14 protein-coding genes are annotated in these 12,564 nt (G+C 65.7%); 4 read left to right on the forward strand and 10 right to left on the reverse strand.

The genetic code is table 11. The features are described 5' to 3' along the window. Window positions 1-125: 125 nt before the first annotated feature. Entirely contained in the window at window positions 126-1,109 is a 984-nt protein-coding gene (locus ACO056_RS04145) for a FecR family protein (protein WP_421852238.1), read from the reverse strand. A gap of 2 nt (window positions 1,110-1,111) precedes the next feature. After that, window positions 1,112-1,636 (reverse strand): RNA polymerase sigma factor, encoded by a 525-nt coding sequence (locus tag ACO056_RS04150; protein WP_421852241.1) that lies wholly within the window; start codon window positions 1,634-1,636, stop codon window positions 1,112-1,114. Window positions 1,637-1,922: 286 nt separating this feature from the next. Here ACO056_RS04150 and ACO056_RS04155 point away from each other — a divergent pair, with 286 nt between their 5' ends. Together ACO056_RS04155 and ACO056_RS04160 are read left to right on the forward strand one after the other, a co-directional pair. Beyond that, entirely contained in the window at window positions 1,923-2,804 is an 882-nt protein-coding gene (locus ACO056_RS04155; RefSeq protein ID WP_421852244.1) for a TIGR00730 family Rossman fold protein, read from the forward strand. A gap of 30 nt (window positions 2,805-2,834) precedes the next feature. Continuing rightward, window positions 2,835-3,422: a hypothetical protein gene (locus ACO056_RS04160; protein ID WP_421852247.1), complete on the forward strand. Its 588-nt coding sequence runs from the start codon at window positions 2,835-2,837 to the stop codon at window positions 3,420-3,422. Here ACO056_RS04160 and thiD read toward each other — a convergent pair whose 3' ends face one another. From thiD to glmM, 3 genes are read right to left on the reverse strand one after another with little or no spacing between them, the layout of a single operon-like run. Next, entirely contained in the window at window positions 3,423-4,208 is a 786-nt protein-coding gene (gene thiD, locus ACO056_RS04165; RefSeq protein ID WP_421852250.1) for a bifunctional hydroxymethylpyrimidine kinase/phosphomethylpyrimidine kinase, read from the reverse strand. A 47-nt stretch (window positions 4,209-4,255) separates the two neighbouring features. Beyond that, entirely contained in the window at window positions 4,256-4,480 is a 225-nt protein-coding gene (locus ACO056_RS04170; RefSeq protein ID WP_421852253.1) for a DUF1272 domain-containing protein, read from the reverse strand. Between the two features lie 12 nt (window positions 4,481-4,492). Next, on the reverse strand, window positions 4,493-5,830 hold the full coding sequence (gene glmM / locus ACO056_RS04175) for a phosphoglucosamine mutase (protein WP_421852256.1): 1,338 nt from the start codon (window positions 5,828-5,830) through the stop codon (window positions 4,493-4,495). Between the two features lie 80 nt (window positions 5,831-5,910). Between glmM and ACO056_RS04180 the strand changes: the two genes are divergently transcribed. After that, the gene (locus ACO056_RS04180; RefSeq protein WP_421852259.1) at window positions 5,911-7,242 is read left to right on the forward strand and encodes a dicarboxylate/amino acid:cation symporter; all 1,332 of its coding nucleotides are present in this window, start codon (window positions 5,911-5,913) and stop codon (window positions 7,240-7,242) included. Here ACO056_RS04180 and ACO056_RS04185 read toward each other — a convergent pair. Beyond that, entirely contained in the window at window positions 7,232-8,371 is a 1,140-nt protein-coding gene (locus ACO056_RS04185) for an AI-2E family transporter (RefSeq protein WP_421852262.1), read from the reverse strand. The two genes, ACO056_RS04180 and ACO056_RS04185, sit on opposite strands and share 11 nt — an antisense overlap. Before the next feature lie 111 nt (window positions 8,372-8,482). Continuing rightward, complete coding sequence (locus tag ACO056_RS04190) at window positions 8,483-9,655, reverse strand: GNAT family N-acetyltransferase (protein WP_421852265.1); 1,173 nt, start codon at window positions 9,653-9,655, stop codon at window positions 8,483-8,485. A 130-nt stretch (window positions 9,656-9,785) separates the two neighbouring features. On the opposite strand from ACO056_RS04190, the gene ACO056_RS04195 reads away from it, so the two are divergent. Beyond that, window positions 9,786-10,892: a fatty acid desaturase family protein gene (locus tag ACO056_RS04195; RefSeq protein WP_421852268.1), complete on the forward strand. Its 1,107-nt coding sequence runs from the start codon at window positions 9,786-9,788 to the stop codon at window positions 10,890-10,892. Here ACO056_RS04195 and ACO056_RS04200 read toward each other — a convergent pair. The 3 genes from ACO056_RS04200 to ACO056_RS04210 are packed head-to-tail and all read right to left on the reverse strand — an operon-like array spanning window position 10,889 to window position 12,523. Further along, a complete protein-coding gene (locus tag ACO056_RS04200) occupies window positions 10,889-11,665 on the reverse strand; it encodes a sulfite exporter TauE/SafE family protein (protein WP_421852271.1) in 777 nt (258 codons plus the stop codon). The genes ACO056_RS04195 and ACO056_RS04200 overlap by 4 nt on opposite strands. A gap of 4 nt (window positions 11,666-11,669) precedes the next feature. Then, a complete protein-coding gene (locus ACO056_RS04205) occupies window positions 11,670-12,182 on the reverse strand; it encodes a rhodanese family protein (RefSeq protein WP_421852274.1) in 513 nt (170 codons plus the stop codon). Continuing rightward, window positions 12,179-12,523, reverse strand: a complete 345-nt coding sequence (locus tag ACO056_RS04210) for an ArsR/SmtB family transcription factor (protein WP_421852277.1) — start codon at window positions 12,521-12,523, stop codon at window positions 12,179-12,181. Before ACO056_RS04210 ends, ACO056_RS04205 begins: the two co-directional genes overlap by 4 nt. Window positions 12,524-12,564 lie beyond the last annotated feature (41 nt).

A 12,564-nucleotide genomic window follows, 5' to 3' on the forward strand; every position in this document is an offset into this window, starting at 1 on the left:
ATGCCACGTAAAGTGGTCGTCATCACTCATCCCTCCCAAAAGGATTTCATCCCGTTTCAGGTCTTTCTTGACCTGCATGTCCCTAGAGACGCGGGCGTTGGAATTCCTTCTTCACTTTGCGCAATTTATTTGTCTTCGGTTGTTTCACTGGCACGCTCGACACGGATCGTGGTGGGATCGCTGGTGTTGATCGCGACCGGCAGCGTAACCTTGAGTGTCTGGGCGAATCCCTCGGGATCATCGAGCTTGAACAGACCGTCGAATTGCTCACCAGCGATCTCCGGATCGGCAATGACGATCTGCCGCTGGTTGTAGCGGTTGAACTCGTCCGCCGCCTCGCGCAGCGTTGTCCCGTTGAGGTCGATCATGCCGTTGCGCCAGGCAAGGGCCCGGTCGACCGGCGTGGTATCGCCCTCGCGGTAGTGGACCAGCGTGCGTTCCCTGATCACGGCGCGCTCGCCCGCGACCACAGTCAGGCGCCGGCTGGCATCCTGATCGGACCACGTTTCCACGACGCCTTCGGTGACCAGCACCTCGACGCCTTCCTCGCGCTTGCGCACCGAAAACGCTGTGCCGACTGCTCTTGCGCGGACCGGGCCGGAAGCGACGATGAAGGGCCGCTCGGCGTCTTTCGCCACGTCGAACCAGGCTTCCCCGTGCAGGAGTTCGATTTCGCGCGCGCGGCGGGAGAGGTTGACCTTGATTTCGGAGCCCGAATTGATCGTCATGATCGAACCGTCGTCAAGCGGGACCCGCCTGATCTCGCCGACCCGCGTCACGAATTCGGCATCGCGCGAGAAGCCGACGCGCAAGGTGACCAGAGCCGCCGCGCTCGCCGCGACCATGCCGCCCAGTACGCCGCGCCGCATCCATTTGCCGCGGGTGTCGTTTGCGGGTGGAGGCGCTTCAACGGACTCCGGCTCGTGCAGGGCATCGGGCAGCAGCCAAGCCGCCTGCGTCTGCAGGAGCAGGCCGTGGCGGCGTGGATCGGCGGCCAGCCAGGCTTGCAGCGCGGCCTCGTCGGCCTCGCTCCAGTTGCCCGAATCCATGCGCGCAACCCACTCCGCTGCCGCATCATGATCCGCTGATCTGGTTCTATCCGACGCCATCGTTACACCACCCGCCGGCTGTCGCCGGTCGCTTCGGGTTCGCGTTCAATGGCAGCCCAGCCGCTGCGAATGGCGCGGACGCCAACCCAGACCTGCTTTTCGACGGCCTTTTCGGTGATCCCGAAGTGCGCAGCGATTTCGCGCTGCGACCAGCCCTCGATCTTGCGCAGTTCGACGATGCGCCGGCAGCGTTCGGGCAACTCTGCCAGCAGCGCGCGCACCCGTTCGGACGCCATGCGTGTTGCAACCTGCTCTTCGGGCGTTGGCGTACCAGTATCACGGTAACTCTCGATCTCGCTGATCGCGTCGAATGGGGCGATCTGTTGCCGTTTGAGCCTCCGCGCGAGGAGGTTGCGACAGATCGAGAAAAAGTAGGCGTGCGCGCACTCGATGTGATCGACCGTCTCCAGCATCACCACGCGGCAGTAAGCGTCCTGAACCAGCTCATCCACCACATCGTGGGCGATGCGCCGCTTCAGGAACCACGCGCGAATGCGGGGTTCGTGCGGCATGATCTCGCGCGCCACCCACTGCGCAAGTGCGCGGCGGCGTTCGAGCTCAGCTCGCAAATCCGGTCTCGTCCCATCCTCCATAAGCTTCGGAGTTTCTTTCAATTATGCCACTTAGAGTCCGGCTCCGACGATTTCCTTCCGGGGTGCCGCAAAAAAATTCCAGTGGGAAGCCGCGCCTCCACAGCCCGGCGCAAGCTGAGGTGATCGCGGCCGGAAGACTGGCTCAGTTTATCGCGGCAATCACTGAACCGGAGGCATCTTTCATTGCGATTTGGCGCAGCCCTTGCGACATGCTGGCGATATGACCGAAGAAGAAATCGCCCACGAGCTGGGCCGCCGCAAATTCTACAAGGCCGAGCAGGAAGCCAGCTTTGTCGAATCGCACGAATACGTCACGCCGCAGCAGCAGGATCCCGCGTACCGGCTGGCTTTCCGCGATATCGACTTCCTGCTGCGCGAGGAACTGCGCCCGGTGCGCTTTCAGCTCGAGCTGCTCAAGCCCGAGATGCTGCTCGACGAGGCGGCGATCGGCTCCACTCTCGTGATGTATGGCTCGGCGCGGATTCCAGCGCCCGAGGAAGTGGAGGCGGTCCGTGCGGCGGCGGCGACGCCGGAGAAGCAGAAGGTCGCCGAAAGGCTGATCGCCAAGGCGCGCTATTACGAGGAAGCCCGCAAGCTTGCGCAAATCGCCAGCCGCAGCGCGGTGGTGGAGGATGGCAAGCGCCACTTCGTGATCTGCTCGGGCGGCGGCCCCTCGATCATGGAAGCTGCCAATCGCGGCGCGGCAGATGTCGGCGCGGAATCGATCGGGCTCAACATCACGCTGCGGCACGAGCATACGCCCAATGCCTATGTCACGCCGCACCTGTCGTTCCAGTTCCACTACTTCGCGCTGCGCAAGATGCACTTCCTGCTGCGCGCGCGGGCGGTTGCGGCCTTTCCGGGCGGCTTCGGTACGTTCGACGAACTGTTCGAGCTGCTGACGCTGGTCCAGACCGGCAAGATGCAGCCGATCCCGATCCTGCTGTTCGGGGGTGATTTCTGGAACCGCGTGGTGAACTTCGAAGCGCTGGCCGAGGAAGGCGTGATCAGCGCGAAGGACCTTGACCTGTTCCACATCGTGGAGACGGCGGAAGAGGCCTGGGGGCATATCACCGCGTTCTACGGGCTGGACTTCGACTGAGCGGGACGCAACGCAAAGGGGGAAAGCGGGATGGGTCCGTTTGAATACATGATCCTGTTCATTTCGTTTATCTATACCATTGGTCTCACCCACCTGCTTTTCGCCATGACCCGGATGCTGCGGCATCGGCGCTCGCTGATATTTTCGTGGCCCCACTTCCTGTGGATGCTGGTGGCGCTCGCGAACCTCATGGGCAACTGGATTGGGGGCTACGACCTGCATAATGTCGAGAAGTTGCCGCTGCCGACGATTGCAATCGGCCTCGGTTTTTCCATCCTCATGTATTTTCAATGCGCGCTGGTCAGTCCGGACTTCGAGGAAGGTGAAAGCTATGACATGCGGGCATTCCATGAACGCGAAAGCGTTACCTATATCGGCGTAATCCCCATTTTGGTGATCGCTGCCATGGCGGTCAACTATCTGGAGAGCTTGGCGTATTCTATTGAAAACGCCGCGCGGCAAAATCTGCTAGTTGGTGCCATGCTACCACCTGCTGTCGTCGCGCTGCTCGTGCGCAGACCATGGGTTCAGATCAGCATGCCGTTGATCATTCTGGTGCTGCTGGCGGTGAATTTCGCTGTGTTTTACCCCGTTCTTGAGAAAGTCTCCGGCCGCTGATCACCGCACTGCATGGTGCCCCAGCGGGCCGCTGCCCGCGCCGAATCCCGGTGCCGCCAGCAATGCGGCGCGCACGAAATCGCGGGCCTCGGTCACAGCATCGGCAAGCGAGAGCCCGCGCGCGAGATGCGTCGCAATGGCGCTCGAGAGCGTGCAGCCGGTACCGTGGGTGTGGCGCGTTTCGATGCGCGATGCGGTCCAGACTACCTCTGCCTCGCCCGGCACGGCCAGCCGGTCGGTCACTTCGGGCCCTTCGGCATCGCCGCCCTTGGCCAGCCACGCAATTCCGCGTGCGCGCAAGCCTGCCTCGCCGCCGAGCGCTGCGAGTTCGGGCACATTGGGCGTGGTCAGGGTGGCGAGCGCCATCAGCCGTTCGAACGCGGCAATGGTAGCAGCATCCGCCAGCGCCGCGCCGCTGGTGGCGATCATCACCGGATCGAACACGATCGGGACGGAGAGCCGCTCCAGCCGCTCCGCCACGACAGCGGCAATCTCGGGCGAACCGAGCATGCCGATTTTTACGGCATCGACACCGAGATCGCTCACGCAGGCATCGATCTGCGCGGCGACCATCGCGGGGCTGGCAGCCTCGACCCTATGGACTCCGGTCGTGTCCTGCGCGGTCAGAGCGGTCACGGCGGTCATGGCATAGCCGCCGAGCATCGTGATCGTCTTGATATCGGCCTGAATACCCGCGCCGCCGCCCGAATCCGAACCGGCAATGGACAGCACGCGGGGCGGTTTGCGTGCTTCGACAAGCTCAGCACGAGCGGATGTTTGTGTCATGCCCCACTTTACCGCTCACCCTGAACTTGTCGAAGGGTCCTTGCGGATCAGCCTTTGAATTTCCGCTCGCTCGAAGGCGGAAACTTCGCATGCAGCGCCTTGGCGCGGCTGGGGCGGTCCATCAGTTCGCCGCCGCAATTGGGGCAGCGGTCGTCCAGTGCTTCGGCGCATTCGGCGCAGAAGGTGCACTCGAACGAGCAGATGAAGGCGCCCGGTGCCTCTGCCGGAAGATCGGTGCCGCAGCGTTCGCAGTCGGGGCGCATTTCCAGCATGGCAGGCTCTCCTCAGGCGGCCTTGCGCACCGCATCGCAGATCGCATCGACGACTTGCGCCACTTCGCGCGCATCGTCGCCTTCGGCCATCACGCGGATTACCGGCTCGGTGCCCGAGGGGCGGATGACGAGGCGGCCACGCCCCGCCAGCTGCGCTTCGGCAGCGGCGATTGCGGCCTTGACGCTTTCGGCCTCGAGCGGCTTGCCGCCGGCAAAGCGCACGTTCTTGAGAAGCTGCGGGACCGGATCGAACAGATGCAGCGTCTCGCTCGCGGGTTTGCCCGAGGCGACCAGCGCGGCAAGGACCTGAAGCGCCGCGACGGTGCCATCGCCGGTCGTGCCGTGGTCGGTCAGGATCATGTGGCCCGATTGCTCGCCGCCGACATTGTAGCCGCCCTCGCGCATCTTCTCGAGCACGTAGCGATCACCGACCGAGGCGCGGACCAGATCGAGCCCGAGGCTATTCAGATACCGCTCAAGGCCGAGGTTCGACATGACGGTCGCCACGACGCCGCCGCCGCGCAGCGCGCCAGCTTCGTGGAGCCGCCCGCCGATCAGCGCCATGATCTGGTCGCCATCGACCGTCTGGCCCTTCTCGTCGACCACGATCAGCCGGTCCGCATCGCCATCGAGTGCAATGCCTATATCGGCGCGCACTTCGCGCACGCGGGCCTTCAGCGCATCGAGATGCGTCGAGCCGACGCCGGCGTTGATGTTCTTGCCATTGGGCTCGACCCCGATCGCGATCACTTCGGCGCCGAGCTCCCACAGCGCAGACGGCGCGACATGGTAGGCCGCGCCATTGGCGCAATCGACGACGATGCGCAGGCCATCGAGCCGCACGTTGTGAGGCAGCGAGCCCTTGACGGCGTGGATGTAGCGGCCCCGCGCATCCTCGATGCGGCGGGCGCGGCCCACGTCATTGGCATCGGCGAGCGGCAGATCCTGCTCGAGCATCGCCTCGATCGCGAGCTCGTCCTCGTCGGAAAGCTTAAAGCCATCGGGGCCAAACAGCTTGATCCCGTTGTCCTCGAACGGGTTGTGGCTGGCCGAAATCATCACGCCGACATCGGCGCGCATCTCACGCGTGAGCAGCGCGACCGCCGGGGTGGGCATTGGCCCCAGCAGCACGACATCCATGCCGACGCTGGTGAAGCCCGCGGTCATCGCGTTTTCCAGCATGTAGCCCGAAAGGCGCGTATCCTTGCCGATCACCACGCGGTGGCGGTGATCGCCGCGCAGGAAATAGGTGCCGGCCGCCTGGCCCACTTTCATCGCGGTTGCAGCCGTCATGACCCCGGCGTTGGTCCGGCCCCGGATGCCATCGGTGCCGAAAAATTTTCGTGCCATTGCCTGAAACTAATCCTTGTCAGAAGCGCTTGCGCGGCGCGGATTGCCATATGCCCCTACACGCTTAATGTCACCGCCCCATGAACCAAGCGATTAACGATACGTCATCCGGCGACTCTGCGCGTTCGCCGAGCCCGCTGCCCGAAATCACCAAAGTGCCTACGCTGTGGACGTTTGTCGGGCTGGTCGGTGGCCTCGGGCTGGGCCTTGCCGTGGCGATGCGCGCGCCTGGCGCACTGACGCCGCTGCTCGCGGTGGCGGAGCCGGTGGGCGACATGTGGCTGCGCGCGCTGCGGGCGACGATCATTCCGCTGGTCGTCTCGCTGCTGTTCATGGGCGTGGTGCAGACGGTTGCGGCGGCGCGGGCCGGGGCGATGGCGCGGCGTGCGCTCGGCTGGTTCTACCTCATCCTTGCGGGTGGTTCGGCGATGGCGGCTTTCGTCGTCCCGGCGCTGCTGGCGCTGATCCCCAGTCCGCCCGGCGCCGCCGATGCGCTGCGCGCGGGCATGGCCGCCAGCAACGCACAAACGACCGGCCCGCTGCCGAGCGTGGGCGATTTCGTCGCCTCGTTCGTGCCTGCAAACGTGTTTGCTGCCGCCGCCTCTGACCAGATCCTGCCGCTGCTGCTGTTCACCGCGATCTTCGCTGTGGCCGCCGCCCGCCTAGCCGCCCGCCAGCGCGAAAGCCTGCTGACGTTTTTCGAAGCCATCGGCGGGGCAACGCTGGTCGTCGTCGGCTGGATCCTGTGGACCGCGCCCGCCGGCGTCTTCGCGCTGAGCTTTGCGGTTGCGGCGCATACCGGCACCGCAGCCATCGGCGCGCTGGCACACTACGTACTGATCGTGACGCTGACCGGCACGGTGATGTTCCTCAGCGCTTATCCGATTGCCGTGCTGTTCGGCCGCCAGTCGCTCGGCGCCTTTGCCCGCGCTGTGATTCCGGCGCAGGCGCTGGCACTCTCGACGCAGTCTTCGCTTGCCTCGCTCCCCGCGATGCTGGGCGCCTGCCGCCAGCTCGGCATTCGCGACCGCGCCGCCGAGTTCACTCTGCCGCTCGCCGTCGCGCTGTTTCGCGGCACCGGCCCTGCGATGAACTTCGCTGTCGCGATCTACCTCGCGCACTGGCTCGGCGTGCCGGTCGATGGCTGGCACATGCTGGCGGGCTTCGCCGTCGCCTCGGTCATGAGCTTTGGCGCGGTGAGCCTGCCCGGCGCCATCAGCCTCGTCACTTCGTGCGGGCCGATCGCCCTTGCCATGGGGGTTCCGGTCGGGCCGCTGGCGCTGCTGGTGGCAGTGGAAGTGCTGCCCGATCTGATGCGCACGCTGGGCAATGTGACGCTTGATGTGGCCGTAACTGCCGTGGTCGATGCGATGCCGGGGCTGGACGACGCGCCGGAACTCGCTAGCGACTGAGCCCGGATCCGGGCCGGAACAACGGTTCGCCCAGCAGGAAGCCGATCACGTTGGGCCGGCCAAGATTGTCGAGCATGGCCTCGATGATCATCAGGATCGGGACCGACAGCAGCGCGCCGGGCACGCCCCAGATCCACGAGAAATAGCTGATCGCGACAAGGATCGAGACCGGGCTCACGGTGAGGCGCGCGCCGAGGATCGCCGGTGTCACGAAATTCGCCTCGATTGCGTGGAGCCCGAGGAAAGCGAGCGCCGGGACCACGCCGACCGCTACCGAACTTGCGGTGCCCAGCCCGACCAGCGCCAGCAGCGCCATCATCGCCAGTGGGCCGAGATAGGGCAGGAAGTTGAACACGAAGGCGAGGCCGCCCCACATGATCGGCGCGCTGAGCCCGAACGCCCAGGCCCCCGCCGCGACGATCACGCCGACGCCGAGGTTGATCACTGCGACGGTGAGCAGATAGCCTGCCACGCGGTCCTGCACATCGCGCATCACGCGGGCAATGCGCACCGAGGCGTTCACGCTGTCCCCGTCGCGCGCGAGGCGGCGGCGCACGCGCAGGCGCGTCTCGATCATGAAGAAGGTCATCAGCAGGGTGACCAGCGTTTCGAGCACCAGGCTCGGCGTCGCGAAGGCAACCTGCTCGATGACCGAAGGGGTGGCGAGCACGACCTCGCGCGGGCTGTGGCCCAGCAGACGGGCGAGCTGGCGGTTGAAATCGTTGATCCAGGCAAGGTTGCCGCGCCATTCGGCAAAACGGCGACTGACCACCGTCAGCATGTCCGGCACCTGATCGACCATGGCAAAGGCCGGCTGGAGGATCAGCGCGAGGGCGAGCACGATCACGCCCGCCATCGTCAGCATGGCCATGAGCGCCGCGAGCATGTCCGGAAAGCCGAAGCGGCAGAGCCGGTCGGCCATCGGAGCAAGGATGATGGTGATGACGACCGCAGTGACAGGCGGCAGAAACACCACCGCGCCGATCGAAAGCACGAAGGGCAGGGCGAGGAACAGCCCGACCATCAGCAGCAGCACGATCGCCGATTGCAGCCGTGCGCGCGTATCGCCCGCCCACTCATCGGGCAGGCGGGGCACGGCAACGCCGGTTTCTAGTTCGGGATCGGGCATGTCGGCCATCTTGGGCCGCTATCTGGACCTCGCGTGTGGCCGGATCAAGGCGGCGTCGGCGAACCGACGCCGATTCATCTGCGAAACGCGGGTTTCGCGGTTGCTGCCGCTTTAGAGGCCCTTGCCGTAGATCATGTATTCCTTGTTGACCTTGCTATCGATCGCATCGGCGATGGCGACCATCCCCTGATTGTCATCGAGGATCCAGCCGATCTCGCCGCGCGTTGCGCCGTAGCGCGTCACGGAATTGCGGCGGATGTATTCGATCATCATGAAAGCGAGTTGGCTGGCAAGGCGCGAGGACTGCAGCCGCTTGCGCACGCCCATCAGCGGCACGCGCATGGTGCGCACGCGCGGTTTCCTGAGCCAGAGCAGCAGCTTGGCCCAGTTGAACGGAAACAGCGAGCCGCCCATGGGCTTGATCACTTCATTGAGATCCGGGAGCGTCATCATGAAGGCCACCGGTTCGCCGTCGTACTCGGCGATCATGATGAGATCCTCACGCACGATCGGTTTGAACTTCTTTCCGGCGTAGGCGATCTCGGTGTCGGTGAAGGGCACGAAGCCCCAGTTGTCCGACCAGGCATCGTTGAGGATGTCCAGGATGAGCTTGGCCTCGGCATCGAACTTGCTCTTGTCCACGCCGCGGATGCGGATGCGCGGGTTCTTCTCGCCCGAGGCGACGATGCGCTGGATCAGCGGCGGGAAATCCTTGCTGATGTCGAGCTCGTAGGTGAGCAGCGACTTGGCGTGGCTGTAGCCCAGTGCCTCGATATAGGCCGGATAGCGCTTGCTCTGGTGGCCCATCATCACCGTGGGCGATTGTTCAAACCCGCGCACGAGCTGGCCCGGCTCTTCCCAGATCGACATCGAGATGGGTGCCAGCACGCGGGTCATGCCCTTCTCGCGCAGCCAGTCCTCTGCGCGAGTGATCAGCGCGCGGGCCACGGCTTCGTCCTCCGCCTCGAGGAGGCCCCAGTTGCCCGTGCCCGGGCCCATGCCCTGCACCGGATCCATCGCAACGGCGAGGTGATCGATATGCGCCGAGATGCGCCCCACCACTTTCCCGCCGCGGCGGGCGAGGAACAGCTGCACGTCGGCATGTTCGAAGAACGGGTTCTTGCCCGGCGTGACGAGCTCCACCGCTTCCATCCGCAGAGGCGGCACCCAGGCGGGATCGCTGGCATTGATGCTATAGGCCAGGTCCACAAAGGCAGTGCGATCGGCCTTGCCGGAAACCGGGGTGATGCTTACTTCGCCACTAGTGTCTGGGGTCCCGGCCACGATCTTGCCTTTGTTTGAAGGTATTGAACAAACGAAGGGCTTGCCTGCGTTGGCCCGGGCCGGATTGTCAAGCCGGACGGAGCGAGGCACGCCCCCGAAAAAACTTAGCGGCTCAATCAGGAATCAGTGAATGCTTGCCTCTCCGTCCCTCGAAACGCCGTCCGCGCCGGAACCCCGGCCCGCTGGCGCTGCGTCTGCAGAGGCCGCGATCCTCGCTCGCACGCCGGACGACAAGGCGATGCTCCGCGCGGCGGTAGAGCTCACGCGCGATCTTGGCGAGGCGAAGCCTGCCGTGTTCTGGCCCGATATGCTGGCCTCGGCGCTGACGGGCTATGCCGCGCTGGCCGGCGCAATCCTGACCGGGAACATGTGGGCGGCGGCGGCCTTCGGGGTGCTTTCGGCGCTGGCGTTTTACCGCGCGCTGCTGTTCATTCACGAGCTTTCGCATATCCACCGCAATGCCCTGCCCGGTTTCCGCTTCGTGTGGAACCTGGTCGTGGGCATTCCGATGCTCACGCCCTCGTTCATGTACGAAGGTGTCCACCCGCTGCACCACGCGCGCACGCGCTACGGTACGGTGGAGGATCCGGAGTACCTGCCACTCGCACTGATGAAGCCGTGGTCGCTGCCGGTGTTCCTGCTGACGGCCATTCTGCTGCCTGTGGCGCTGCTGGTGCGCTCTGCCGTGCTGGTGCCGCTCGGTGTGGTCATCCCGCCGCTGCGCCGGCTGGTCTGGGCGCGCGCCTCGGCGCTCGCGATCAACCCGGCCTTCCGCCGCCGCCCGCCCGAAGGCGAATTTGCGCGGATGGTGTTCTGGCAGGAACTGGGCGCAACTGCGTGGGCGTGGTTCCTGCTCGCATGGTCGGCCACGCACGGCTGGCGGCCGCTGCTTATCGGCATTGCCGTCATCGCGCTCGGCGCAGTGCTCAATCAGGCCCGCACGCTTGTCGCCCACTTGTGGGAGAACGAGGGCGAGACGATGACGGTGACGGGGCAGTACCTCGATTCGGTCAACGTGCCGCCGCCGGGCTGGTTGACGGCGCTGTGGGCGCCGGTCGGCCTTCGCTACCACGCGCTGCACCACTTGCTGCCAAGCGTGCCGTATCACGCACTGGGTGAGGCGCATCGCCGCCTGAGCGCGGAGCTGGGCGCCGGATCGACATATGTGCGCTCAAGCTATTCCGGGCTGTTCCCGCTGCTCGGGCGGCTGGTGCGCAGCACGATGACCGCGCGCTAGCGCATCACCGCCACGTAGATCCCGACCGTGATGACCAATAGCGCGAAGCCGCGCTCGACAAGGCCGCGCCGGGCCGCGAGATAGCGCGCGCCGACAAGGCCCAGCACTGCGCCGCCGAGGCCGCCCAGGACGAGCACGGCAACAAGCGGCCAGGCGACGAGGCCCGAAACCGCATAGGACGTCGCGGTCGTGGCTCCCAATGCGGCGACGACGACAAGCGAGGTGCCGGTCGCATTGCGCATCGGCATGGCGGTTGCCGCGATCAGACCGGGCACGATCAGGAACCCGCCGCCGATCCCGAAGAAACCTGCCAGCAGGCCGGTCCCAAAGCCGATGGGGATGAGCCGAGGCAGCAGCTGCCCCGCACTGGTCCGGGTCAGGCGCACGTCGGCCCGCTCTTCTCCGCGCCGCGGGCGCAGCATGGAAAGGCCCACACCGATCATCAGGAGGCCGAACAGCAGTAGCAGATGCCGCCCGTCGAGCGCCTTGCCGGCCTCTGCTCCGATGCCTGCGCCGACCACCCCCGAAACCGCAAAGACGCCGGCGCAGCGCCATTTGACCGTGCCCGCGCGGGCGTGACCGACAAGGCTGACCAACGCGTTGAGTGTGACGGCAACCGCGCTGGTCCCGACGGCGGCGTGGGCGGACCCTACGCCGACGCCGTAGACCAGCAGCGGAGTCATCAGGATGGATCCACCCGCGCCAAGCCCTGCAAGGATCAGGCCGATCAGCCCGCCACTGCCGAGCGCCGCCAGGATCATGGCCAGCGGCACGGGATCAGGCCGCCGCGCGCCGGTTCCACGGCAAGGCCGCGAGGAGCTTGGCCATGCCGCACCAGCCGGTGGTGCCGGCAAACACGAGGCCCGCGCCGACAAAGGCGGAGAGGCCAAGGAATGCCGGCTGGACCATGAGGCCAAGCGCGATGCCAAGCACCACGAGCGATCCGGCCGCGATCTGCACTTGCCGCATGATCTCGATCGGCGCCTTGCGGTCTTCTGCCACCGGCAGCCCCGCTGCGCGCCAGGCATCGAGCCCGCCTTCGAGCAGATAGGCCGGGCACTCGCTAGCCGCGGCCAGACGCTCGGCATTGGCCGCAGTGCGCATGCCGCTGCGGCAATGGTAGACCACGGCCGGCGCGTCGCCGACACGGCCCATGGCATCGACCGGGCGATTTTCGGAACCGGGAATGCGGGCGCGGGCAAATTCGTCCGGCGAGCGAATGTCGATCAGGCGCGCACCGCCGGCGACCATCTTTCGCGCTTCGACAGGGGAAATAACGGGCAGGGTCATGGCTTCAATCCTTGGTGCAACTGAGTTGGGGCGCAGTAGAGTTGGTAAAGGGTCGCGAGCAGCGCTTCGATCCGGGCGTCGGCAATGCGGTAGCGCAGCACCTGCGCCTCGCGCGTGAAGGCGACGAGGCCTTCCTCACGCAGCCGGGCGAGGTGCTGCGAGAGCGCCGACTGCGAGAGCCCGACGCGCTGCGCGATGTCGCCCACTTTCATTTCGCCTGTCTCGACCAGCGAGCACAGCACCATCAGCCGATGCGGATTGGCAAGTTCGCGCAGGATCGCCGCGACCGTGGTGGCGTTGGCTTCGAACGTGGCGGTATCGAGGGGCGGGTGGATCGTCATGGACCCTATATATCATGACTTGCTAATTTAGCAATACCTAA

The organism is Novosphingobium sp. (genome assembly GCF_965228995.1).
In the GTDB taxonomy this organism is placed as follows: Bacteria; Pseudomonadota; Alphaproteobacteria; order Sphingomonadales; family Sphingomonadaceae; genus Novosphingobium.